The organism is Methylobacterium sp. Leaf466 (genome assembly GCF_001425565.1).
Lineage (GTDB): Bacteria > Pseudomonadota > Alphaproteobacteria > Rhizobiales > Beijerinckiaceae > Methylobacterium.
The window spans coordinates 82,436-106,947 of the sequence record NZ_LMRC01000023.1 but is presented as its reverse complement, the minus strand read 5'-3'; the positions used below and the strand labels follow the sequence as shown (position 1 = coordinate 106,947).

General features: G+C 70.9%; 19 protein-coding genes. 11 read left to right on the top strand and 8 right to left on the bottom strand.

What is annotated here, in order from left to right; genetic code table 11:
- Positions 1 to 174 precede the first annotated feature (174 nt).
- The 4 genes from tolQ (at position 175) to tolB (ending at position 4,290) form a co-directional block, all read left to right on the top strand.
- Positions 175 to 891 carry a protein TolQ gene (tolQ, locus tag ASG59_RS10100; RefSeq protein ID WP_055879495.1) on the top strand — a complete coding sequence of 239 codons (717 nt, stop codon included), beginning with the start codon at positions 175 to 177 and terminating at the stop codon, positions 889 to 891.
- A gap of 28 nt (positions 892 to 919) precedes the next feature.
- Complete coding sequence (locus ASG59_RS10095; RefSeq protein ID WP_055879494.1) at positions 920 to 1,360, top strand: biopolymer transporter ExbD; 441 nt, start codon at positions 920 to 922, stop codon at positions 1,358 to 1,360.
- A 14-nt stretch (positions 1,361 to 1,374) separates the two neighbouring features.
- Positions 1,375 to 2,772 carry a cell envelope integrity protein TolA gene (gene tolA / locus ASG59_RS10090; protein WP_056408705.1) on the top strand — a complete coding sequence of 466 codons (1,398 nt, stop codon included), beginning with the start codon at positions 1,375 to 1,377 and terminating at the stop codon, positions 2,770 to 2,772.
- 186 nt (positions 2,773 to 2,958) lie between these two features.
- Positions 2,959 to 4,290: a Tol-Pal system beta propeller repeat protein TolB gene (gene tolB, locus ASG59_RS10085; protein WP_056408894.1), complete on the top strand. Its 1,332-nt coding sequence runs from the start codon at positions 2,959 to 2,961 to the stop codon at positions 4,288 to 4,290.
- A gap of 4 nt (positions 4,291 to 4,294) precedes the next feature.
- Here the strand turns inward: tolB and ASG59_RS10080 are convergent, their stop codons facing one another.
- From ASG59_RS10080 to ASG59_RS10060, 5 genes are all read right to left on the bottom strand, one after another.
- A complete protein-coding gene (locus ASG59_RS10080; RefSeq protein ID WP_082528719.1) occupies positions 4,295 to 5,359 on the bottom strand; it encodes a nucleotidyltransferase domain-containing protein in 1,065 nt (354 codons plus the stop codon).
- Positions 5,360 to 5,532: 173 nt separating this feature from the next.
- Positions 5,533 to 6,648, bottom strand: a complete 1,116-nt coding sequence (modC, locus tag ASG59_RS10075) for a molybdenum ABC transporter ATP-binding protein (RefSeq protein WP_056408703.1) — start codon at positions 6,646 to 6,648, stop codon at positions 5,533 to 5,535.
- Positions 6,645 to 7,343: a molybdate ABC transporter permease subunit gene (modB, locus tag ASG59_RS10070; RefSeq protein WP_056280655.1), complete on the bottom strand. Its 699-nt coding sequence runs from the start codon at positions 7,341 to 7,343 to the stop codon at positions 6,645 to 6,647. Before modB ends, modC begins: the two co-directional genes overlap by 4 nt.
- Before the next feature lie 37 nt (positions 7,344 to 7,380).
- Entirely contained in the window at positions 7,381 to 8,169 is a 789-nt protein-coding gene (gene modA / locus ASG59_RS10065; RefSeq protein WP_056280651.1) for a molybdate ABC transporter substrate-binding protein, read from the bottom strand.
- Positions 8,170 to 8,206: 37 nt separating this feature from the next.
- Entirely contained in the window at positions 8,207 to 8,440 is a 234-nt protein-coding gene (locus tag ASG59_RS10060) for a hypothetical protein (RefSeq protein ID WP_056280649.1), read from the bottom strand.
- A gap of 156 nt (positions 8,441 to 8,596) precedes the next feature.
- Here ASG59_RS10060 and ASG59_RS10055 point away from each other — a divergent pair, with 156 nt between their 5' ends.
- The 4 genes from ASG59_RS10055 (at position 8,597) to ASG59_RS10040 (ending at position 14,415) form a co-directional block, all read left to right on the top strand.
- Positions 8,597 to 9,514 carry a 50S ribosomal protein L11 methyltransferase gene (locus tag ASG59_RS10055; protein ID WP_056408701.1) on the top strand — a complete coding sequence of 306 codons (918 nt, stop codon included), beginning with the start codon at positions 8,597 to 8,599 and terminating at the stop codon, positions 9,512 to 9,514.
- A gap of 52 nt (positions 9,515 to 9,566) precedes the next feature.
- Entirely contained in the window at positions 9,567 to 11,396 is a 1,830-nt protein-coding gene (locus tag ASG59_RS10050; protein ID WP_056408699.1) for an aminopeptidase P family protein, read from the top strand.
- Positions 11,397 to 11,611: 215 nt separating this feature from the next.
- Positions 11,612 to 13,783: a protein-disulfide reductase DsbD domain-containing protein gene (locus ASG59_RS10045; protein WP_056408697.1), complete on the top strand. Its 2,172-nt coding sequence runs from the start codon at positions 11,612 to 11,614 to the stop codon at positions 13,781 to 13,783.
- Between the two features lie 5 nt (positions 13,784 to 13,788).
- A complete protein-coding gene (locus ASG59_RS10040) occupies positions 13,789 to 14,415 on the top strand; it encodes a thioredoxin family protein (RefSeq protein WP_056408695.1) in 627 nt (208 codons plus the stop codon).
- On the opposite strand, the gene nudC is transcribed toward ASG59_RS10040, so the two are convergent.
- Together nudC and ASG59_RS10030 are read right to left on the bottom strand one after the other, a co-directional pair.
- Complete coding sequence (gene nudC, locus ASG59_RS10035; protein WP_056408693.1) at positions 14,385 to 15,311, bottom strand: NAD(+) diphosphatase; 927 nt, start codon at positions 15,309 to 15,311, stop codon at positions 14,385 to 14,387. The two genes, ASG59_RS10040 and nudC, sit on opposite strands and share 31 nt — an antisense overlap.
- A gap of 4 nt (positions 15,312 to 15,315) precedes the next feature.
- Positions 15,316 to 15,732, bottom strand: coding sequence for an HIT domain-containing protein (locus tag ASG59_RS10030; RefSeq protein ID WP_056408892.1), 417 nt, complete (start codon positions 15,730 to 15,732; stop codon positions 15,316 to 15,318).
- 137 nt (positions 15,733 to 15,869) lie between these two features.
- Between ASG59_RS10030 and ASG59_RS10025 the strand changes: the two genes are divergently transcribed.
- From ASG59_RS10025 to ASG59_RS10015, 3 genes are all read left to right on the top strand, one after another.
- A complete protein-coding gene (locus tag ASG59_RS10025) occupies positions 15,870 to 18,413 on the top strand; it encodes an ATP-binding cassette domain-containing protein (protein WP_056408691.1) in 2,544 nt (847 codons plus the stop codon).
- Positions 18,414 to 18,686: 273 nt separating this feature from the next.
- A complete protein-coding gene (locus ASG59_RS10020; RefSeq protein WP_056408689.1) occupies positions 18,687 to 19,895 on the top strand; it encodes a murein L,D-transpeptidase family protein in 1,209 nt (402 codons plus the stop codon).
- A gap of 234 nt (positions 19,896 to 20,129) precedes the next feature.
- Positions 20,130 to 21,086: an MBL fold metallo-hydrolase gene (locus ASG59_RS10015; protein ID WP_082523843.1), complete on the top strand. Its 957-nt coding sequence runs from the start codon at positions 20,130 to 20,132 to the stop codon at positions 21,084 to 21,086.
- A 186-nt stretch (positions 21,087 to 21,272) separates the two neighbouring features.
- Here ASG59_RS10015 and ASG59_RS10010 read toward each other — a convergent pair whose 3' ends face one another.
- On the bottom strand, positions 21,273 to 24,452 hold the full coding sequence (locus ASG59_RS10010; protein WP_156399202.1) for a glycosyltransferase: 3,180 nt from the start codon (positions 24,450 to 24,452) through the stop codon (positions 21,273 to 21,275).
- Between the last annotated feature and the right edge of the window lie 60 nt (positions 24,453 to 24,512).

Below are 24,512 nucleotides of genomic sequence, written 5' to 3'. Positions count from 1 at the left end.
ATGCCGTCATGCAGGGTGGCGAGACCGCCCGGTGGCCGACCCATACTTTCGACAGAATCCCGCGCGATTCCAAGTGCATCGATCCTAAGGGATCGGCCGCTCGGCGGATCGACCGCTCGGATCGTCGAGAGCGCGAGGGACGGCCGTACCGGCGACCCTGGACGAGGACCCGCCATGACCTCCGCCGATGCCATGCAGGCGTTGCCCGCAGCCGACATGAGCCTGTTCGGATTGTTCTGGCAGGCCCACTTCGTCGTGAAGGCGGTGATGATCGGCCTGATCGGCGCCTCCGTCTGGAGCTGGTCGGTGATCGTCGACAAGACGCTGCTGTATCGCCGCACCAAGGCCGAGATGGACGCCTTCGAGGAGGCGTTCTGGTCCGGCCGCTCGCTGGAGGAGCTCTACCGCTCCTTCAACGACCGCCAGCCGATCGGGCTCGGCGCCCTGTTCGTGGCGGCCATGCGCGAGTGGAAGCGCTCGTTCGAGGGCTCGGGCCGCCAGATCCAGAGCCTGTCGCAGCGCATCGACAAGGTCCTCGACGTGACCATCCAGCGCGAGGTCGAGCGCCTCGAATCGCGGCTCCTGTTCCTCGCCTCGATCGGCTCGGCGGGCCCCTACATCGGTCTGTTCGGCACGGTCTGGGGCATCATGACCGCCTTCACCGCCATCGCCGCCTCGAAGAACACGTCGCTGGCCGTGGTGGCGCCGGGCATCGCGGAGGCGCTGTTCGCCACCGCCATCGGCCTGTTCGCGGCCATCCCCGCGGTGCTCGCCTACAACAAGCTGCAATCCTCGGTCTCGAAGTTCCAGTCGCGGCTCGAGGGTTTCGCCGACGAGTTCTCCGCCATCCTCTCGCGGCAGATCGACGAGCGGCTGTCCCTCGTCGCCTGACCCCGAAGAGCCCCGAAGGACGACGATCATGGCCCACGGAGCGGTACAGGGCGGCGGCAAGCGCCGGCGGCGCGCCCGTCGCGGCGGCGCCATCAACGAGATCAACATGACGCCGTTCATCGACGTCGTGCTGGTGTTGCTCATCGTGTTCATGGTGGCCGCGCCGATGATGACGGTGGGCGTGCCCCTCGACCTGCCGCAATCGAAGGCGAGCCCCCTCAACTCGGACACCAAGCCCGTGACCCTGTCGATCCGCCAGAGCGGCCAGATCTTCCTCGGCGAGGACGAACTCACCGACGAGACCATCGTGGGCAAGCTCACCGAGACCGCCAAGGCCGGATTCGAGGAGCGGGTGTTCGTGCGCGGCGACAAGCGGGTCGATTACGGCCGGGTCGCCCAGGTGATGGCGATCGTGACGGGAGGCGGCTTCAAGAAGGTCGCCCTCGTCACCGAGCCGGACCAGAAGTAGCGGGCGCGGCACCGGTGCAGCTCCCCTTCGACCGCAGCCAGCCGGGCGTCTGGATCTCGGCCGCCACCCATGTGGCGCTGCTGGCCGCCGCGCTGTTCGCCGTCGCCGCGCCGGCCCTGCCGGATGCCGACGAGGGCGTGCCCGTCGAGGTCATGACCGAGCAGCAGTTCTCCGAACTGACCAAGGGCGCGCGCGACGGACAGACGCCGCAGCCGGAGGCGAAACCCCGCGCCGACCGTGCCTCCGACAAGCCCGAGGAACGCGAGCCCGAGAACGCCGCGGTCGATGCACCGGCGCCTCCCAAGCGCCCGCCCGAGATGAAGGTCGCCGCCGCCGACGAGATGCCCCTGCGCGTGAGCGAGGCCGATCCCACCGCCGTGGAGGAGGCCGAGCGCGCCAAGGCGGCGGAGAAGGCCGCGAAAGCCGAAGCCGCGAAGGCCGAGGCCGCCAGGGAGGCCGCGGCCAAGGCTGCCGCCGCCAAGGCCGAAGCCGCCAAGGAATCCGCGAAGGCCGCGGCCAAGGAGGCTGCGAAAGAGGCCGCCAAGGAAGCGGCCAAGGAAGCCGCCAAGGCCGAGGCGGTCAAGCGCGAGCAGATGGCCGAACTGATGGAGCGGGCCGAGGCACAGGCCAAGGCCGAAGCCGCCAAGGAAGCAGCGAAGGAAGCCGCGAAAGAGGCGGCCAAGGAAGCGGCCAGAGAAGCGGCTAGGGAAGCCGCCAAGGCGAAGGCGGAAGCCCAGGCCAAGGCCGTCGCGGAGGCGCAGGCCAGGGCGGCCGCCGAACAGGCGAAGGCCGTGGCCGAAGCCAAGGCCGAACGCCAGAAGGAGGCCGCCGAGGCCGAGGCGACGGCCAAGGCCGAAGCGGCCGCCAAGGCCAAGGCCGAGGCCGCCGCCAAGGCGAAGGCCAAGGCGCTCGCCGAGGCAAAAGCGAAATCCGATGCCGAGGCCAAGGCGCGCAAGCAGGCCGAGCTCGCCGAGAAGTTCAGCGCCGGCGACATCCAACAGCTGCTCGCCTCGAAGGCGGCCTCGCAATCCACCGGTGCCACCGGCCGCGACGTCCAGCGCACGGCGGCCCTGGGCGCCGCCACGGGCACCTCGCAGCGCCTGTCACCGTCCTTGCGCGAAGCGCTGGTCGGCATGCTGCAGCAGCAGATCGAGCGGTGCTATTCGGCGCCTCCCGGCGCGGCGCAGGGGGTCGTGCTGCCGATGCTCGACATCCGCCTGAACCAGGACGGCACCCTGTCCACCGAGCCGCGGCTCCTGCGCGGCGGCGCCAACGCCATCGACCAGTCGATCGCGCAGGCGGCCCTGCGCGCGGTGCGGCGCTGCGCGCCCTACCGCATCCCGGCCCAATACGCGCCCTATTACAACGACTGGAAAGCCATCAACGCGGAGTTCGAGTTCTCCCGGGCGTAAGCGCCGGTGTCTCGCCCGTCCCTTCCCCGCGTGGGGAGGGATCGCGGGTGGGGGTGGCCGGCTGACCCTGCCGCCCCCAACCAGCGGACCACCCCTACCTCCAACTCCTCCCCACACGGGGGGAGGCGAGTGCGACGCGCCAGCCTCACGCTCGTGCGATGCTTCGACACCTTCTCGGATTGGACCATGCCGCACAGCTCTCACCGACGCCCGTTCGCCCTCGCGACGCTCCTCGCCGCCCTGGCCTTCGTCTGCCTGGGATTCGTCGCCCCGGCGCAGGCGCAGCTGCAACTGCGCATCGGCGGCGGCGCGTTCCAGCCGATGCCGATCGCGATCACCGAGTTTTCCGGCGACGCCAGCCTCGGCCTGCTGGTGTCGAGCGTGGTGACCAACAACCTGCGGCGCTCGGGCTATTTCACGCCGCTGGACAAGGGCAAGTTCCCCGAGGCGCCGGGCTTCGATGCGGTGCCGGGCTTCGACAAATGGCGGGCGGCGGGCGTGCAGGCCCTGGTCACCGGCCGGGTCGGGCGCGACGCCTCGGGGCGGCTCAAGGTCGAGTTCCGGCTGTGGGACGTGACGAGCGGCCAGCAGATCACCGGCCAGCAGTACGGCACCGACCCGGCCAACGCCCGGCGCACCGGGCACCTCGTGTCGGACTCGGTCTACACCAAGATCACCGGCCTCGGGCCATGGTTCGACAGCCGCATCGCCTTCGTCGACGAATCCGGCTCCAAGGAGAACCGCCGCAAGCGCCTGATGGTGATGGACCAGGACGGGGCCAACGTGCGCGCGCTCACCAGCGGCGAGACCTCGGTGGTGGCGCCGCGCTATTCGCCGGCCACCCAGGACATCGCCTACATGACCCAGGCGACGGGCCAGCAGCCGCGCATCCAGGTCGTCAACCTCGAGACCGGCGCGCGCCAGGCCATCGGGCGGGCCGATTCGATGAGCACGAGCCCGCGCTTCTCGCCCGACGGCCGGCGCATCGTGATGAGCGTGCAGCAGGGCGGCAACGCCGACATCGTCAGCATGGACCTCGGCTCGAAGGCGCAGACGCCGATCACCAACGGCAACGCCATCGACACCTCGCCGACCTACTCGCCGGACGGCGGCCGGATCGTGTTCGAATCGGACCGGGGCGGCTCGCAGCAGATCTACGTGATGGGGGCGGACGGCTCGAACCCGACCCGGATCTCCTTCGGCGACGGCTCGGCCTCGCAGCCGGCCTGGTCGCCCAAGGGCGATCTCATCGCCTTCACCCGGCAGCGCAAGGGCTCCTTCGCGATCTGCGTGATGAAGCCGGACGGCTCGGGCGAGCGCGTGCTCACGGAGGGCTTCCACAACGAGGGCCCGACCTTCGCGCCCAACGGCCAGTACGTGGTGTTCTTCCGCGATCCGGGCGGCGAGGGCGGCGGCAAGCTCTACATGGTCGACATCACCGGCAAGGTCGAACAGCCGGTGCCGACCCCCTCCTACGCCTCGGACCCGAGCTGGTCGCCGCTGCTGGCGGGGAAGTAGGGCCTCACCAACCCGGGGTCAGCGCGCCGTCGTCCTCCTCGTGGGCGGCGGCAAGACCGCCCATCAGCCCCTCCGCCTCGTCGCGAAGGGCGAGGGGAAGGGCGCCGAGAGCCGGATCGTCGAACCGGAGGTGCGGCAGGCGTGTGGTCAGGAGCTCGGCCACCAGGCTGGCCTGGGCGGCGTCGCGTGATCGCTTGAGGGTATCACGATCGGGGCGCTTTGCGAGCCACGCCTTGTGCAGGGCGAAGGCGCGAGGGTCCGGCACTGTGATCGTCAAGGGATAGCCGCGCTCATCGACGACGGTGACGGCGGTTTTCGGACTGTTCACGAGCCAGGCGAGGCCCTCGATCTCGACGGCTTGAAGATCGTTGTCGTCCGATCCCAATCGGGCACGATGGATCGATGCCATCCTGTTCCTCGGCATCGGCGCGATCAGATCGACCATGTAGCCATCGCGGTTCACGGCCCGAAACCCGCCCTTGCCCAGGATGTCGAAGGAGCGGTCGACCTTCTTCAGCAGGCCCACCACTCCCTCACGGGCGATGTCGGGCGCGAGGAGCTTCAGGCGTACCCTTGCGTCGTAGAGAAGGTCGATGTCCTCGGTCGCCAGATGGCCGCTCGCGACCTGAACGCCACACAAGCGTTCGTACGCGAACAGGGCGTTGGTGCCGACGACCGTGAGGGCGGCGTCTCCGAGCTTGGCTTGATCGATCCGCCGCAGGATCCGTCCGGCTATGACCGGTACGCGCCCAAGGCCAAGGGCGCGGTTCACCGGGGCCATCGCATCGAGGCGTTTGGCCAGCCGAGCGACGCGAAAGCGAGACTGCAGGCGTCCGATGAGGAACTGGCGATGGATCCGTTCGGTCTCCGGACTGCGTGCTCCGAGCGAGGACCAGATGCCCTGCCGCTTCCGGTAGAGGTAGCGATGACCGCTGACGGACTTCCAGGCCATCGAACCCGTAAAACTACGGTGGTGTCGCTCCCAAGCAGTGCGATAGGCGGCGAGCACCTGCTCGACATCGATCGCCTGGCGGGCCTGGTCTCCGTTCAACTCACTGTAGGGCCGCATGCTATCCCCCCAGCCGTACCGATCGAGCCCAGGGAACGAATGATCGTCCGTCGTCCGCTGCAAGCCTTTGTCTCGATTGTGATTATCCCTTTTTGACGCCGAACGCGATCAAAAAGGGATAATTCATCGGCGCTGCTGGGAGGGTAAGTGGGCGAGCCCCAGTGCGCCGCCCGTCAGATCTCGATCACCGGCGGCCGGCCGCGACCCACATCCTGCGGGTCGAAGGCGACGCTCTTGACGATGGCGAAGACCGGTCGGCCCGGTTCGAGGCGAAGGTCGCGTGCCGAGGCGCGCGTGAGGCGGGCGGCGAGGACGGCGCCGTTGCAGTCGATCTCGACCAGCACCGTGGCCGCTACCGAGGGCACGAGGCCGAGCACATGGCCCCGGAGGACGTTGCGCGCGCTCAGGCCCACCGGTGGCGCCAGCGCGACGAGGACGTCGCGCGCCGGGATGCGCAGCCGCACTGCGCTGCCGACGGGCCGGGAGAGACGCGGCACCGTCAGCGTGCCGACGCGCCCGTCGATCCGCGTCAGGCCGGAGTCCGCGTCGTGGGCGGCCACGACGAGGTCCAGGACCGCCCCCGCCTCGCCGTCGCCGACCGGGACGAGGTCGGTCCGGCGCAGGACCGCATCGGCCGGGCCGGAGGCGGCGATGCGGCCGGCCTCCATCACCACCACGGTATCGGCCAGCCGCGCCACCTCGGCGACGGCGTGGCTCACGTAGACGATGGGGATCCCGGCCGCATCGCGCAGGCGTTCGATGCAGGACAGGATCTCGTCCTTGCGGGCCTCGTCGAGGGCGGCCAGCGGCTCGTCCATCAGGAGGAGGCGCGGTCGGCTGAGCAGCGCCCGGCCGATGGCGACCCGCTGCGCCTCCCCCCCGGACAGGCCGGCGGGACGGCGGGCGAGGAGATGGCCGATGCCGAGGATGGCGACGACCGTATCGGGGTCGAGGCCGGTGGTCTCGGGCCGCGCCCGCGCGAACCAGCGCCCGTAGCCGAGGTTCTGGCGCACCGTGAGATGGGGCAGGAGACGGGCCTGCTGGAACACGGTGGCGATGCCGCGCCGGTGCGCCGGCACGCTGACGCCGCCTTGCGTGTCGAGGAGCGTCTCGCCGGACAGGACGATGCGGCCGCGGTCGGGCCGGACGAGGCCGGCGACGAGGTCGATCACCGTGGTCTTGCCCGATCCCGAGCGTCCGAACAGCGCGGTGAGGCCCGGGCCGGTCTCGAACGCCACGTCGAGGGCGAAGGTGCCCCGCGTCAGGCCGGCCGCGACGGACAGGGTCATCCCGCGATCCGCGCTGCGAGGCGCCGCGCCAGCACCTCGGAGGCCAGCACCGCGGCGAGGGCGATGGCCACGGCGATCAGGGTGAGGCGCAGGGCGCCGGCCTCGCCGCCGGGGACCTGCGTCAGGGTATAGATCGCCGAGGGCAGGGTCTGGGTCTCGCCGGGGATGTTCGAGACGAAGGTGATGGTGGCGCCGAACTCGCCCATCGCCTTGGCGAACCCCAGCACCGCCCCGGCGAGGATGCCGGGCAGGCTCAGGGGCAGCGTCACCGTGAGGAAGACCGCGAGCGGCCGGGCGCCGAGCGTCGCCGCCGCCTGCTCGAGGCGCCGGTCGACGGCCTCGATCGACAGGCGCATCGCGCGCACCATCAGTGGGAATCCCATGATGGCGCAGGCCAGCGCCGCCCCGGTCCAGCGGAACGAGAACACGATGCCGAGATCGGCCAGGACCCCGCCCGCCCAGCCGCGCCGGCCGAACGTCAGCAGCAGCAGGTAGCCGGTCACCACCGGCGGCAGGATCAGCGGAAGATGGACGAGGGCGTCGAGGAACGCTCGCCCGACGAATTTTCCCCGCGCCAGCAGCATGGCGACGGCCAGCCCCGGCCCGAGGCTCGCCAGGGTCGCGATGGAGGCGACCTTCACGCTGAGCCAGATGGCGGTGGTCTCGTCGGGCGTGAGGCCGAGCCAGGCCGTCACGATGGTCGGCGTGGTGATGACAAAGCGCGCGAAGCGCTCACGTCCTGTTCTCGGCGCCGATCACGCCAAAACCCTGCCGCTCGAAGAACACCCGCGCCGGCGCGCTGCGCAGGTAGCCGAGCAGTGCCGCCGCGTCCGGGTGGGTCGAGTCCCTGGTGCGCGCCAACGGGTAGATCACGGGGGGATGGCTGCCGGTCGGGAATGTGCCCACGACCCGCACGCTCGGATCCGAGACCGCGTCGGTGGCGTAGACGATGCCGAGCGGCGCCTCGCCGCGGGAGACGAGAAGAAGCGCGGCGCGCACGTTCTCGGCCTGGGCCAGCCTGTCCTTGACGCCGGCCCAGGCCCCGAGGCTCTCCAGCGCCGCCTTGCCGTACCTGCCGGCGGGCACCGCATCGACGTTGGCCACCGCGAGCCGGCCGCCGCCGAGGCGCGCGGCGAGGTCGAGGCCGGGCACGAGGGGAATCGCCTCCGGGCCGTCCTTGGGGGCGATCAGGACGAGGGCGTTGCGCAGGAGGTCGACGCGGGTCTCGGGTCGGATGCCGCCTTTGGCCGCCACGTCGTCCATCCACGCGAGGTCGGCGGAGAAGAACAGGTCGGCCGGCGCGCCGGCCTCGATCTGCTTGGCGAGCGCGCTCGAGGCCGCATAGGAGACCCTCGCCGTCCTGCCGGTCTCCTTCGACCAGGCGGCGACGGCCTCGTCGAGGGCGTTCTTCAGGCTGGCGGCGGCGAACACCACCACGGGCGTCTGCGCGCGAACCGGTGTCGCGCCCAGCGTCATCGCGAGGAGGGCAGCGAGGCAGAGTCGTCGCGTGGCAGTCGTCATCGAGCGTCTCCGTCGACCCGGTGGCGGGGCGGCGGCATCATAGGTCGCGGTTGCGCGGCGGCAAGCCGCCGGCCGCCTCGGCCTCGTCATGGGACACGTCCTCGCGGCGATGCAGCCGGCTCAGGAGAACCAGCAGCGGCCCGGGCACCGGCGCCGCCAGCGCCTGTGCCCCCAACGTTTCCATCCCGGTCTTGCGTCCCCGCCGCCGCCGCAGCGACAACCCGGGCGCGAGCACCACCGACGCTTTGCGGCCGGCTTTCTTGTTCGTCATACGCACACGCACCCTCGAATGTCGGGTCGACCTCGGAGAAGCCACCGAAAACGCGGACCCCCGTTGCCGTGTTCCGGCGCCGCCGCAAGATTGGAACGTTTCAAGAACGCAAGCCGCCGGTGGCGGCGGAGCTTCGCCGGTGATAGAGCCGGCACCATGCTCGAAGGCCTGCCCCCCCACCGCCCGACACACGTCCTGCGCCTGATGACCGACGAGGGTTCGGCGCGGGCGATGACGGATCTCCTCGGCGAGATGTTCGATCCGACCCAGACGGCGGTGGCCGCCTTCGAGGCCGAGGATGGCCGCACCTGGCGCCTGGAGGCCTATTTCGCCGACGCCCCCGACGAGGCCATGATCCGCGACATGATCCGCCCTGTGGTCGGCGACCAGGCGGATGCGGCGAGCTTCGAGACCATCGATCAGCAGGATTGGGTGCGCGCCTCCCTGGAGGGCCTCAAGCCGGTACGGGCCGGATGCTTCCTCGTCCACGGCTCGCACGACCGCGACACGGTGCGGGTCAACGACCTCGCCATCGAGATCGAGGCGGCGCTCGCCTTCGGGACCGGGCACCACGGCACCACGCTGGGCTGCCTGCGCGCGCTCGCCGCCGTGCTCAAGCGCGGCCGGCCGGGGCAGGTGCTCGATGTCGGCACCGGCACCGGCATCCTCGCCTTCGCCGCCGCCAAGGCCCTGCGCAAGCCGGTGATCGCCGGCGACCTCGACCCGGAGGCGGTGTTCACGGCCCGCGGCAACGCCCGTCTCAACGGGCTCGGTCCCCTGGTGCGGCTCTACCAGGGGCCGGGCGTGCGCCATGCGCTGGCCGACCGCCCGCGCCGGTTCGACGTGGTCTTCGCCAACATCCTGGCCAGGCCGTTGAAGCGCCTCGCCCCCTCGCTCACCGCCACCGTCTCCGGCCGCGGCGTGCTGATCCTGTCCGGCCTGATCGAGCGCGACGTGCCGGGCGTGCTCTCCACCTACCGCCACCGCGGCTTTCATCTGGCCGCCCACGGCCTGATCGAGGGCTGGGCGACCCTGGTCCTGCGTCGCGGCGGTGCGGCGGCGCGGCCGTTCTGAGACCGTCCTCGCCGGCTTGCCGGTGGCGGACGCCGGCCTTAACCCTGGCGGGATGAGCCGCCGCCGCTTCCAGACCTTCGACGATCCGAGCCACCGCGAGGGTGGCGCCCGCCTCGGGGCCTTGCGCGATGCCCTGCGCGGGGCCGGCCTCGACGGGTTCGTGGTGCCGCGCGCCGACGAGCACCAGTCGGAATACGTGCCGGCCAACGCCGAGCGCCTCGCCTGGCTCACGGGCTTTACCGGTTCGGCCGGCACCGCCATCGTCCTCCTGGATGCCGCGGCCCTGGTGGTGGACGGGCGCTACACGCTGCAGGCCCCCGAGCAGGTCGACACCGCCCACATCACCCCGGTGGCGCTGGCCGAGACCACCGTCGAGGCCTGGATCTCGGGCCATCTGCCGGCCGGCGCCGTGCTCGGCTACGACCCCTGGCTTCACACCGCCGAAGGCGTCGGCCGCCTGGAGAAGGCGGCGGCCAAGGCCGGCGCCACGATCCGGGCGGTGGAGGCCAACCCCGTCGATGCGGTCTGGCCGGACCGGCCGGCGGCACCCGCCGGGCCGGTGGTGCTGCATCCCGAGGCCCTGGCCGGGGAGCCGGTGGCGGGCAAGCTCGCACGCATCCGCACGGTGCTGGAGACGGCGGCCTGCGACGCTCTGGTCGTCTCGGATCCCCACAACCTCGCCTGGGCGTTCAACCTGCGCGGGGCCGACATCGCCCACACCCCGCTGGCGCTCGGCTACGCGATCCTGCCCCGCGAGGGCCGGCCCGCGCTGTTCCTCACCTCGCAGGACATCGCACCTGACCTGCGCGACGCCCTGGCGGGGCTGGCCGACATCCATCCGCGCGCCGCCTTCGCCGCCGCCCTCGCCGGCCTGACGACGGGACGCATCCGCCTCGACACCGCCACGGCGGCGGTGGCGCTCAAGGGCCGGATCGAGTCGGCGGGTGCGAGCGTCGATCTCGGTCCCGATCCGATCGCGGCGATGAAGGCCGCCAAGAACGCCGCCGAGATCGACGGCGCCCGGGCCTCCCACCACCGAGACGGCCTCGCGGTCGCCCGCTTCCTCGCCTGGGTCGATGGGCGGCCGGCCGGCTCCCTCACCGAGATCGCCGCCGTGGAGGCGCTGGAGGATTTTCGCGACCGGGGCGGCGAATTGCGCGACGTCTCGTTCCCGACCATTTCGGGCAGCGGCCCCAACGGCGCCATCGTCCACTACCGCGTCACCCGGGGCACCGACCGCACGGTCCGGGACGGCGAGCTGTTCCTGATCGATTCCGGCGCCCAATACGCCGACGGCACCACCGACATCACCCGCACCCTGGCGGTGGGCACCCCGAGCGAGGAGATGCGCGACCGCTACACCCGGGTGCTCAAGGGCCACCTCGCCATCGCCCGCGCGGTGTTTCCGCAGGGGACCACCGGCGCGCAGATCGATGCCTTCGCGCGCCAGCCCCTGTGGCAGGCCGGCCTCGAGTTCGACCACGGCACCGGCCACGGCGTCGGCGCCTTCCTCTCGGTGCACGAGGGGCCGCAGCGCATCGCCAAGACCGGGCACGTCGCCCTGGTGCCGGGCATGATCCTGTCGAACGAGCCGGGCTACTACCGCGCCGGTGCCTACGGCATCCGCATCGAGAACCTGATCCTGGTGGAGACCCGGGCCATCGCCGGCGCCGAGCGGCCGATGCTCGGCTTCGAGACCCTGACGCTCGCCCCCTACGACCCGCGCCTGATCGACACGGGTCTCCTCGATGCCGGCGAGATCGCCTGGATCGACGCCTACCACGCCCGGGTGCGCGCGGCGCTCTCCCCCGGCCTCGAGCCGGCGACGCGGGCGTGGCTCGACGACGTAACCCGGCCGCTCGGAGCGGCGAACCAGCGGTAGGCTTTGCCGCAGTCCCGCGGTCTCGCGTTGGCCGGCGGAATTGCGGCGCCTATGTACAAAGGCACACGTCGCGGTGATTGACGGCGCTCCCCCCTTCGGGGAGGGGGCGGGGATGTCGGGGTGGTTCGGCCGGTCTCGACGCAGGGTCCCCCGGCCACCCCACCTCCAACTCCTCTCCGCAAGGGGGAGGAGAGGCGTGTAACCGAAGGACGCGGATGACCCGGCTTCTCGCCCTCTTGCTCATCGCCATCGCCGGCCTGTCCGGCGCCTCGGCCCAGGGCCTCAAGCTCCCGGCCGATCTCGTCAAGGCCAGCCTGGTGGCCGAGCCCGGCGCGATCCGGGCGGGCGAGCCGTTCGCGATCGGCATCCGCATGGCGATGCGGGAGCACTGGCACGTCTACTGGCGCAACCCCGGCGATTCCGGCCTGCCGCCGGAGATGGCCTGGACCCTGCCGCAGGGATTTTCGGCCGGCGCCATCGACTGGCCGACCCCGAGCCGCATCCCGGTGGCTCACCTCGTCAACTTCGGCTTCGAGAACGAGGTCGTGCTGCTCGCGACGGTGACGCCCCCGGCCGATCTCGCGCCGGGCAAGCCCGTGACCCTTTCGGGCCGCCTCAGCTACCTCGTGTGCGAGCGCGAATGCGTGCCCGGCACCGCCGACCTGCGCCTGACGGTCCCCGTCGCACCGGAGGGGGCGAGTGCCGCGCCCAACCCGCAGAACCGCGCCCTGTTCGCCAAGGCCCGCGCGGCGCTGCCCAAACCCTCGCCGTGGCCCTCGTCCCTGAGCCGGGACGGCGAGCGGCTGGTGGTGAGCCTCGAGGCTCCCGGCCTGACGCCCGAGGCGATCCGCAACGTCGCCTTCTTCCCCTATGCCGAGACCGCCGTCGAACACGCCGCCCCGCAGGATGTCGCGGTCGACGGGCGCGGCCTGCGCCTGACGCTGACGCGCGCCACCATCGAGGCGACCCCGCCTGCCGAATTGCCCGGCGTCCTCACCTTCGACGAGGTGACGCCGGAGGGGACCCTGGCCCGGTCGTTCGCCCTGGGCGAGGCACCGCCGCCGCCCGTCTCGGCCGTGCCCGTCGCCGCCGACGCCGCCGTGGCGACGCCCCCGCCCGCCGAGGCGGACCTGACCCTGTGGGGGGCGGCCGGACTCGCCTTCCTCGGCGGCATCATCCTCAACCTGATGCCCTGCGTCTTCCCGGTGCTGTCGATCAAGGTGCTCAGCCTCGTGCGCCATTCCGGCGAGCCGCCGGCGCGGGTGCGCCTGCATGGGCTGGCCTATACCGCCGGGGTGCTGGCGATGTTCCTGGGGCTCGCCGGCCTGCTCATCGCCCTGAAGGGCGCGGGGGCGTCGATCGGCTGGGGCTACCAGCTGCAATCGCCCCTGGTGGTGGCGGGCCTGGCCTACCTCCTGTTCGCCATGGGCCTGAGCCTGTCCGGGGTGTTCCACCTCGGCGGCTCGGTCGCCGGGATCGGCGACGGGCTCACCCGCAAGTCCGGCCTGTCGGGCTCGTTCTTCACCGGCGTCCTCGCGACCGTGGTGGCGACCCCCTGCACCGCTCCCTTCATGGGCTCGGCGGTGGGCTTCGCCCTGACGCAGCCGGCCGGCGTGGCGCTGACCGTGTTCGCGAGCCTGGGCCTCGGCCTCGCCCTGCCGTTCCTCGTGCTCACCACCTGGCCGGCGGCGGTGCGGCGCCTGCCGCGGCCCGGCGCCTGGATGGACGTGCTCAAGGGCGCCTTCGCCTTCCCGCTCTACGCCACCGCCGCCTGGCTGATCTGGGTGCTGGCCCAGCAGGTCGGCTCGACCGGGCTGCTCTCGGCCCTCCTCGGCCTCGTCCTCGTCGGGTTCGCCGCCTGGGCCTGGGAGAAGGCCGGCGCGGCCGCCCCGACCGGGCGGGCGATCGGGCGCGGGGCGGCCGTGGCCGCCCTGGTGGCGGTCGCCGCCCTCACCCTCGGGCTCGACCGGGACCGGGCGGAGGGGACGGCTGTCGCCGGCGGCACGGAAGCGTTCACCCAGAGCCGCCTCGACGCCCTGGTGGCCGCGGGCAAGCCGGTGTTCGTGAACATGACGGCGGCCTGGTGCATCACCTGCCAGGTCAACGAACGCACGGCGCTGCGCACCGACGCGGTGCAGGCGGCGTTCAAGGCGCGCGGCGTCACCTACCTCAAGGGCGACTGGACCAACCAGAACCCCGAGATCACCCGGCTCCTGGAAAAGCATGGCCGCAACGGCGTGCCGCTCTATCTCCTCTACGGCAGCGGAGCCGCACCGGCCGTGCTGCCGCAGATCCTCACCCAGGGCGCGGTCCTTGCCGCCCTGGAGCCTTTGCCCCTGGCCGTCGCCGACCGCAGCGCGGCTTTCGATGCGACCTTGACGAGGTGAGAGTGATGACGACCACGCGCCGCCGCTGCCTGACCCTGACCGTTGCCGCCGCCCTGCTGACCCTGCCGTTCGCCGCGAAGGCCGCGGGCCCCCAGATCGGGAAATCGGCCCCGGTCTTCACCGCCACCGATGCCGACGGCAAGGCCGTCCGGCTTTCCGATTACGCCGGCAAGACCGTCGTGCTCGAATGGACCAATCACGACTGCCCGTTCGTGAAGAAGATGTACGGCGGGCAGGCGATGCAGGCCCTGCAGAAGAAGTGGACCGAGGCCGGCGTGGTCTGGCTCACCGTGATTTCCTCCGCCCCCGGCGAGCAGGGCGCGGTCGAAGGCCAGGAGGCCAACCGCCTGACCCAGGAGCGCGGTGCCGCGCCCACCGCCGTCGTGCTCGACACGACGGGCACCGTCGGCAAGGCCTACGACGCCCGCACCACGCCGCAGATGGTGGTCATCACCGGGGACGGCACTCTCGTCTACAACGGGGCCATCGACGACAAGCCCACCGCCAACCTCGACGACCTCAAGACCGCCAAGAACTACGTCGACGCGGCGCTGACCGAGGTCGCGGCCGGCAAGCCGGTGAGCGTGAAGACCTCCAAGCCCTACGGCTGCTCGGTGAAGTATTCCTCGTAAGCGGCGACGGTCGTTCCCGCGACGAAGCTGCGCATCAGGAGATGCGCGATCGCCATCGGCGGCGGCGTTGAAAGGCCGCCGGGATGGGCCCCGACGATCATCGCCGTGACCTCGTCGCGGGAGAACCAGCGCGCGTCCTCGAGTTCGGCGGCGTCGCGGGTGATGGCCTCGGTGAGGCTCTCGGCGACGCAGCCGATCATCAGCGAGGACGGGAACGGCCAGGGCTGCGAGGCGAGGTAGGTCACGGCGCCGATCCTCACCCCGGCCTCCTCGAAGCTCTCGCGACGGACCGCGTCCTCGATGGTCTCGCCCGGCTCGATGAAGCCGGCGAGGCACGAGTACATGTCCGGCGGGAAATGCGGGCCGCGGCCGAGCAGGCAGGCGTCGCCGCGGGTGATCAGCATGATCGCGACCGGATCGGTGCGAGGGAAATGATGCGCGCCGCAGGCCGGGCAGTCGCGCCTGAAGCCGGCCGCCGCCACCGCGGTCGCGGTGCCGCAGTGTGCGCAAAAGCCGTTCCTGGCGTGCCAGGAGAGGAACGACCGGGCCGTGGCCACCACCCCGAGTTCGTCCGGCGCCACGCGGCCGGCCGAGGCGAGGGAGCGCAGGTCCACGACGTCGAAGCGCCCACCGGCCTCTGCCGTCAGTGCGGCGGCGAAGACCGGGCGCCCGTCGACCCGGCCGAGGTAGATCGTCAGGCTGCGCTCGCCCGCGCCGGGAGCGAGGTCGTGGCTCAGCAGAGCGGTGTCGCCGGACAGCACGATGCCGTCGGGGGCGACGCAGACGGTCAGCGCCTCGGCGGCCTCGGGCGGAAACGGCGGCGCCTCGCGCTCGGCCGAGTGGCGCACGAGGCGGCTCCGGGCATAGCCGAGGCCGTAGTCGGGGCGATCAGCCATCGGCTCAGGCCGCCGCGAACAGGGTGGCGATGCGCTCGACCATCTGGGCGCGGGCATGGGCCGGATAGGGGGAGGGCGTGCCCACCCCCCAGACCGGGGCCGGCCAGGCCGGGTCCGACAGGAACCGCCCGACCACGTGGACGTGGAGCTGGGGCACCACGTTCCCCAGGGCGGCGACGTTGACCTTGTCGGGCTTGGCCAGGGCGAGCATCACGCCCACCGCGAGGCGCATCTCGGCCATCAAAGCGGTGCCGTCCTCCGGCGTGAGGTCGGTGATCTCGCTGGCGCCCGCCCGGCGCGGCACCAGCACCAGCCAGGGAAACCGGGCGTCGTCCATCAGGAGGACGCTGCACAGGGCGAGGTCGCCCAGGTGCACGGTGTCGGAGGAAAGGCGCGGGTCGAGGGCGAAGGCATCGGTCATGACGACGCGATGTAGGGCGAAACCGCGCCCGGGGCGATGCCGCGAGGCGACCGGCGCGCGGGTCAGGTGCGCCGACACGCTTTTCCCCCCACCCGCAATCCACTAAGGGGCCCTGACAGCGGCGCTCAGGGGCAGGGATGGAACGCGGGCCGATCCTCTTCACCTGGCATTCCGCGAGACGCCAGCACGCCCTCGCCCTCGCCCTCGCCCTGGGGGCTGGCGGCCCGCTGGCGCTGGCGACCCTGCTGTGCCTGCGCGACCTCGTCGCCGTGCTGGTCTCGCCCAAGGCGGGCATCGTGCCGTTCCTGCGGGTGGTCGTCGCCTGGCCGGGGCGGGCGGAGCCGACGGTGCTACTACCGGGCTGGCCGCTGCCCGTGGTCGAACTCACCCTGGCCGCCCTCGTCGGGCTGGCGCTGGCCGCCACCCTGGCCGCCGCCCTGGGCTGGGCGGTGGGGCGGCTGTGCTTTCGCGCGCAGACGCGGGCGCTCCAGCGCCTCAACGGCCGCGTCACCGATGCGATCCTGCGCGCGCCGGCCGCCGCCCGCGACGAGGTGCGCGGCCTGACCCAGCTCGTCGGCCAGCTGCTCGCGCGGATGGACATGCTGCTGGGCCTCGGCATCCTGGCCCCGGCGTTGGCCATGGGGTCGGTCCTCCTCACCCTGATCCTGGCCTATCTCGCCGCGCCGCGCCTGGTGCCGGCGGTGACCCTCGGTCTGCTCGCGGCCGGGCTCGCCCGGGCGCTGATCCTGCGCCGCAGCGAGGCCCGCTCGGCCCTGCGCCGCCGGGAGAGCGCGGCGGCCGAGCGCGCGCTGGCCGACCTCGTGCGGCGGATGCCGGCGGTGCGGGCGCACGGTGCGGCGGCCTTCGAGCGGGCCCGCATCGGCGCCAAGGGGCGGGTGGCGCGCGAGGCCCTGACCGCGTCCGAATCGGCCCTGGCCTACGCGCGGGCGCCCTCCATGGCGTTGGGCATCCTGTTGCCGGCCATCGCGCTCGCCGCCTCCCTGTGGCGCGGGCCGGCGGCCGAGGGCGAGAGCGTGGACGTCGGCGCGCTCGCCGCCACCGGGGGCGCCTTCGTGCTCGCCGTCGTCGCGATCTCGGTGGTGCTGCGCCTCTGGTTGGTCCACGTCGCCGCCGCGCCGGTGTTCCTGGAGATCGCCCTGAGCCTGCGCGGCCTCCAGGCGCGGCTGGCCCCCGGCGCGGCCGGTGCGGCCTTTCCCGAGGCGGGGCCTCTGGCGGTGGCCGGGGCCGGCGCCTACGACCCGGTCACCGGCGAGCGCCTCACCGGCGTCACCGTCACGGTACCGATGCCCGGCCACGTGGCGATCCTGGGCGGCGCCGGCAGCGGCAGCCGCGTGCTCGCCGCCCTCCTGGCGGGCCAGCTCGAGCCCACCGCCGGCGCGGTGCTCTACGCCGGCACCGACCTGCGCGCCCTCGACCCCGCCGAGCGCGCCCGGCGCATCGCGCTCGCCGGCGCCGAGGCGATCCTGATCGAGGGCACCCTGCGCCAGAACCTGCTCTACGGGGCCGCCCCCGAGGCGGTGCCCTCCGAGACCGAACTCGTCGCCATCCTGCACCAGACCGGGCTCGACGCCTTCGTCTACGCCCGCGGCTTGGAGGGTACCGTCGATCCGGTGGCCGATCCATTGCTGTCGCTGGCCGTGGTCGCCGCCCGCCAGGCGGTGCGCGATGCGCTCGCCGCCGACGGGGCCGCGCATTTCGTCGAACCGTTCGACCCCGCCCGCTACGGCCACCAGGCGACGGTGGGCGAGAACATCCTGTTCGGCGAGCCGGTGGACCCCGCCTTCATCGGAGGCGCCCTCTGCCGCCACCCCTACCTGCGCGCGGTGCTGGAGGCCGAGGACCTGACCCGCCCCCTCGTGGAGGTCGGGCTGCAGGTGGCGCGCTCCACCGTCGAGATCTTCGCCGACCTGCCCGACGACCACCCCCTGTTCGACGCGTTCTCGCTGTTTTCCGCGGCCGAGCGCGGCTTCTTCGAGGACCTCGTCGCCCGCCAGCCGGAGGCGCGGGGCTGGCGGCGCGGCCCCGCCGGCCAGCGCGACCGCGAGCGCCTGATCGGGCTCGCCCTCCTCTACAGCGAGACCCGCCACCGCTTCGGCCTCGTCGACGCCGCCTTCGAGGACCGGATCGTGGCCGCCCGCCACTCGTTCCGGGCGATGATGCCGGCGCACCTGCGCCCCGGCATCGCCTTCTACGATCCGGCCCTCCTCAACCCCGCCGCCAGCTTCGAGGAGAACATCCTGTTCGGCCGCATCAACGGCGAGGAGGCCGGCGCCGAGGTCAGGGTGCGTGCCCTGGTGCGCCGCGTCCTCTCTGAACAAGGGCTCGAGCCCGGCGTCTATCGGCTCGGCCTGTCGAGCCGGGTCGAGCCGGGTCTCGGCGGCGGCGGCGCGAGTCTCGGCGAAAACGCCATCGATGCCCGCACCCGCATCGCCATCGACCTCGCCCGCTGCCTCGTGCGCCGCCCCGACATCGTGGTGGTCGCCATCGCCTTCGAGGACCGCAAGCCCGACAGCGTCCGCGCCAAGCTCACCGCCCTGCGCACGGCCCGCGCCGGCACCGGCCTCGTGGTGTGCCTGCCGGACGCGGGGTTCTTGGATGCGGACACGCCGTTCGACCGGGTGTTGGGGGTGGAGCGGGGGGTGGTTTCGGTGGTGGGGTGAGTTGGCTCAACGTTTGATCGGCGATTTGATTTTGAACCGCTCTTTGGTCTGTCCGTTTTTAGAAATCCGGTCGATCAAAAGCCTTGATTGACACCGTCCGGGAAGAAGTGGAACGAGGCCGGCTCCGAACCTTTATTGGATGCCATGAACCACGCACGCTAGGCGACGTCCCCCGTCCATTTCCCGCCCCAATGGGATGCAAGACCTAAAAGTCGTTCGCGCGTGGGCCGGTCCGGTGTCGGGCCGGCGGTTCGCTTCTCCCCCAGGGCCCGTATGGATTCCTCTTCACAGGCGGCGGTCGCGCGGGGCCGGCTCGGGCGGGTCGCCGTGGGGGTGCTGCTGATCCTGGTCGCGGGCCTGGCGCGCGAGGCGGCGGCGCAGCCGGCCAAGGCTTTGGCGCCGATCCCGGGGGCGACCCTGGCGCTGATGGCCGCCAAGGGCACCACCGCCGCGGCGCCGGTGCTGTTCCGGGCCTACAAGAAGGAAGCCGAGATCGAGGTCTGGAAGCGGGCCGGCAGCGGTCGCTTCGTGCATGTGAAGACCTATCCGATCTGCCGCTGGTCGGGCCAGCTCGGCCCCAAGCGCAAGACCGGCGACCGCCAGACCCCCGAGGGGTTCTACACGGTGGCCAAGTCGCAGATGAACCCGAACTCGGCCTACTATCTGTCTTTCGACGTCGGCTATCCCAACGCCTACGACCGCGCCCACGGCTACACCGGTTCGGCGGTGATGGTGCACGGCGTGTGCTCCTCGATGGGGTGCTTCGCCATGACCGATGCGGTCGCTGGCGAACTGTTCGCCATCGCCCGCGATGCCTTGGCCGGCGGCCAGGCGGCCTTCCAGTTCCAATCCTTCCCCTTCCGGATGACGGCGGCCAACCTCGCCCGCCACCGCACCGACCCGGAGTATCCGTTCTGGCGCCAACTGAAGGAGGGGTCGGACCGGTTCGAGGCCTCGGGCGAGGAGCTGGTGACCGGGGTCGCGGCCGGGCGCTACGTCTTCGCCCCCTCCAGGGACCCGCAGCGCGAACGCGAGGTGGCCGCCCGCCGCGCCGAGGAGGACGCGCGCATCGCCGGCCTCGTCGCCGACGGGGTGGCGGCCGTGCGCACCACCTATTCGGACGGGGGCCAGCATCCGTTCTGGGCCGCCTTCTCGGCCCGGGGCGGCGCCGTCGGCATGCTCAGCCGGCCCGAGGCCCTGGCCTACGCCGGGCAGGAGGTGGTGGTGATCCCCGCCCGGCGTGCGCCGGTGCAGGTCGCCGAGGCGGTGTGGTCGCTCTGGATCGCACGCAACTCGCACCATGCCCCGTGGCGGGCGCCGACCTTCGTGCCCGCCTACGACGCGGCGCCCGCGCCGTTCGCGCCCCTCCTCACCCGCTACGCCCAGACCCTGCCCACCGTGGTGGCCGCCACCCTGGCCGGACAGGTGCCCCCGGCGGCCCCGGCGCCCGCACGGGCGGTGGAGGTGCTTGCGCAACGGTGACGGTCGTGTGGTATGCCAGCCGCCGCCCGGCCTCCGGCCCGTGTGCGGTCACGCACATCGGCGGCATGGCCGGATCACTACCTCAGGATGACGAAACCGATGAGGCCAATGATGGGCGGAGTGCGACGTGCCCGGGCCCGTCGCAGCACCGGCGCCCTTCACAGGAGAGGCCGAGCCCGGAACACCGGATATGGGACCGCGACCGGACGGATCGCGGCGAGTGGTTGACGGTCCATGACGCAGTGCAACGCCATCGAGACAGGTCCCTTCGGCGATCACCGGGCCGAGGCGGCCGCCGCCGAAGTCGCGGCCCTGGGGGACCGTAGCCTGTCGCTCCGGTTCTGGGGCGTGCGCGGCTCCACGCCGGTGAGCGGGCCCGATTACCAGGAGTTCGGGGGCAACACGCCCTGCCTCGAGATCCGGTGCGGGCAGCGCCTGTTCATCCTCGATGCCGGCTCGGGCCTCAACGCCTGCGGGCTGCACCACCGGGCCGGCCTGCCGCAGGAGATCGACCTCCTGTTCAGCCACCTCCACCTCGACCACACCGCCGGCCTGCCGTTCTTCAAGCCGGCGATCCTCGACCCGAACCGGACCGTGAACACCTATTGCGGCAACCTCGACGGCGCCTGCGCGACCGCCGCCCTCGACCGGCTGTTCTCGCCGCCGCTGTTCCCGGTCACCCTCGCCTGCATGCCGGCCAAGCTGGCGCACCACGGCTTCAGGGCCGGCGAGCCGCTGGTGTTCTCCGACGGGATGCGGGTGGAGACGATCCTGCTCAACCACCCCCAGGGCTCCACCGGATACCGCTTCGAGCACGGCGGACGCCGCCTGTGCATCATCAGCGACATCGAGCATTCGGACCCCTGGCCCGACCCCGCCCTGACGGAGTTCGTGCGCGGCGCCGACCTGATGGTCTACGACGGCATGTTCACGGAGGGCGAATACCCGGTCTGCCGCGGCTGGGGTCATTCCACCTGGCAGAAGGGGGCCGAACTGGCACAGGCCGCCGGTGTCGCCGCCATGGCGATCATCCACCTGCACCCGGCCCACACCGACCCGATGCTGCGGCGGATCGAGGCCGAGATGCAGGGCGTGATGCCGACCGCCTTCATCGCCCGCGAGCGCCAGATGGTCGAGGTGGGCGCCCTCGCGTCGGGGTGGGGGACGCCGCCGCTGGCGCGGACGGGCTGAACCCGGACACCGCCCGATGAAAGCGGTGGCCCTGTCGGCGAGCCCGCGCGGCGCTCGAACGAAGCCCATGTCCCACGTCACGACGTGATCGACCGGAAACGGAAGCACTCCGGCCGATCTTCCAACCGGCCGGATCCGGCGCCCTCAACCAGCGCGTCCGAACCGGGGCGGACCCCGGGGGACGGGTCAGGGCATGTAGAGGCCGACCGCCTCGAAGGCCTTGCGCATCGTCTTGACGCCCAGTTCGAACGAATACGTCGAGCGGATCAGGTCCTGTCCCCTCTGGGACATCAAGGTCCACAGGTCCTTGTCCTTGGACAGGCGGGTGACGGCGTCCGCCCAATCGGCCGGATCGTCGACGATCAAGCAGTCATAGCCGTGGCGAAGCCCGATTCCCTCGGCCGCCAGCGGCGAGAGCACGCACGGCACGCCGTGCGCCAGGGCACCGAGGACCTTGCCCTTGATGCCCGCGCCGCTGGTCAAAGGGGCGACGAACACGAGGCAGTGATCGTAGACTTCGGAGACGTCCTCGACATATCCCTGGATGACGACGTCCTTTGCGGCCAAAGCCGTGACGTCGGGTGACACGTTGCTTCCGTAGACGTTGAAATCCATCGCCGGCGACAGGTTTCTCAGTCTCGGCATCACGCTCTTCACGAAGAAGGCCACGGCTTCGCGGTTCGGATGGTGGTTGAAGCCCCCCAGGAACGCCACGCCGGAGCGGCCCTCGAACGGCGCCACGTTTGTCGCGATCTTCTCGACCCACGGGACGTACATGACGCGGGTGGAATCGAGGTTGTGGCTCATGATGACGGCATGTTCGACGCCGTTGTAGCTCAAGGTCAGATCGACATCGCGCATCACCGCCAGTTCGTCGTCACGAACCTGGAGCGCCCGATCCACCTGCGCGCGATCGCCCAGGTTGATACCGGCGCGGAGTTCGCGCAGGAAATGCAGATCGGCATTGTTCATGATCAGTTTCGCCTGCGGGGCGAGACGGCGGGCGAGTTCGACGCAATGGCTCGCGACATAGTAACGGGTCATGTAGATGGCATCGAACTCGCGCCCGTGCCGTTCGAGGACTTCCGAAATGGATTGGTAGAACGGCGCGTAATAGGTCTCGATCCCGAGGCGCTGAAGCGTCTCGGTATGCCGCCCGAGGTAGGCGAGGTTCTGCGGCAGGAACGAGACCTTGTAGCCGAGCGCCTGGACCATCTTCATCTCTTGGATGGCGGCGTAGCTTCCGGCATCGGTGTCGAGCTTGGGCGTCTGGAAATCGATGAACAGGACCCGGCCGATGATGCCGCGATCCTTCTCGAGGTCGGGGGTTTCGCCCTCGCGCCCGTTCTTGCGATAGTCGCTCACCCATTTGCTCTTGAACTTCGGCCGGTTGATCTCCTGGTTCTTCTTAGCCCCCGACGAAACGTCGGTGCCGCCCGTGACGCCCTCGAAATGGTAGACCACCGAGGTGGCGACATACAGCGTCTTGTAGCCGTGCTTGCGGACCTTGAACGCGAGGTCGGTGTCTTCGAAATAGGCCGGCTTGAACTCCTCGCTGAACCCGCCGACTTCGTTCCAAACGGTGAGCGGCAGCATGATCGCCGCGCCGGAGAGGTAATCGGCCTGGCGCGTGTAGGAGTAGCGCGGTTCGTGGGGGTTCTGGCTGCGCCCGTAGTTCCACGGGTTGCCGCTTCCCCAGACGATGCCGCCCGCTTCCTGGAGCGATCCGTCGGGATAGACGAGCTCGGAGCCCGCCAGCCCGACGGTGTCGAAGAGATCGAAGCTCGCCAGGAGTTCGTCGAGCCAGCCGACCGTCGGCTCGGTATCGTTGTTGAGAAAGAGGACGTACTTGCCGCGGGCTTCGAGCGCGCCCCTGTTGCAGGCGCCGATGAAGCCGAGGCCGATCTCGTTCCTGACGATCGTGATGCCCTTGGCGACGGCGTCGAGCTTCAGCGTTCGGTCCTTCGAGCCATCGTCGACCACCACGACTTCATATGACGTCTTGTTGTGGGCGAGCAGGAGCGCGCACAGGCAGAAATACGTGACCTCGAACTTGTTGTGGACCGGAATGACGATCGTGACCTGCGGGTCGGCGTGCCGCGGAAATTCGATCTCGGCGAAGTTCTTGTTGAAATCGAAGCCCTGGACGACCACGCCATGGACGTGGTGCAGGCGCCCCTGGAACGTCGCGTCCATCCCATGCCTGAGGTGGGCCTGGAGCGCGCGATACCGGTCCGCCGCCGCCGGGGCCAGATGGGTCGGCAGGCGCGGTGCCGTATGTTCCTGGAGGATGTGCCAGGGGGTGACGTGGCAGGGGACGAACTGGTAGTCGCGATACAGGAACGCGATGCCGGCGAAGTCTCGAACGTCGAAGAGATGGACCTGCCCGTCCAGCAATCGTTCCGGCAGAACGAAGTATCGTTCCGAGATTTCGCCCCAGCTGACGAGACCGTCCAATCGCAGGCCATCGCAGTACAGGCTGCAGTTCGACACGCCGTCCAGATTCACCCTGAGGGTCCGACCCCCGAGGATGGTCAGCGCCGCCTTGCTCTGATCCTGCATGGAGATGGCGTCGTAGACGACGGCCTGCTCAGCCTGTCCTTGATGATTCGCGGCAAGATAGACCGTCGATCTCTCGCTGTTGATCCGATCCAGGTCGAGCTCGGCCTGATAGACCTTGGCATCCGACTGGCCCCCGATGACGGCGAGCAGGTTGCGGGTCCAGCCGTCCTCCAAGCCACCGCCGTCACCCGACGTGGGCTGGTTGCCGATGCGAAGACCGAGGTCGGTGAAGAAAACGAAGAAGTTCATTCCCCGCACGCCGTTGTGATGGCGAAGGAAACGAATGCCGAGGCGCAGCGTTTCCGCGCCGGCAGGTGCCTGGCCCCTCAGATCGACGAACTGCCAGTTCTCACGGTCCGGGCCACCCAGGTGCTCGTTGACCGTGCTCGAAACGACGTCGATGACGTGCTGGTCCGCGTTCAAGAACGCGACTTCGACACGCGCCAGTGCGCGATGGGCCGCGAAGAAACCCGTGAAGCCGTACATCCTGCCGGCATCGATCGGAATGTCTTCGCCGAACAGGGGGTCGCGATAAACGACGCTGAAGGAGGGACTTGCGGTAGAGCCGGTCAAGTAAGCCGCCGACATTTCGACGAGGCGCGTGTCTTCGGAAAAATCGGTCCCGAAATTGACGGTCGGCGGAAGAGCGGCGGGGGCTATCCAGTTGTCGACGCCATTCGAAAAATCATGGTTGAGGAGAACGTTTCCTCCCGTCAGCAGGCGCGGTAGATTTTCCTTGGTCGGATGCAACGGATAAATGCTGTTGCCGGCCTGGATAGAATATGTGTCAGAAAAGCCGTTCAAATCCGAAATGACTAAAGCACGTCCGTCGTATGCTCTTGCAAAGGACTACGGCAAAGTCAT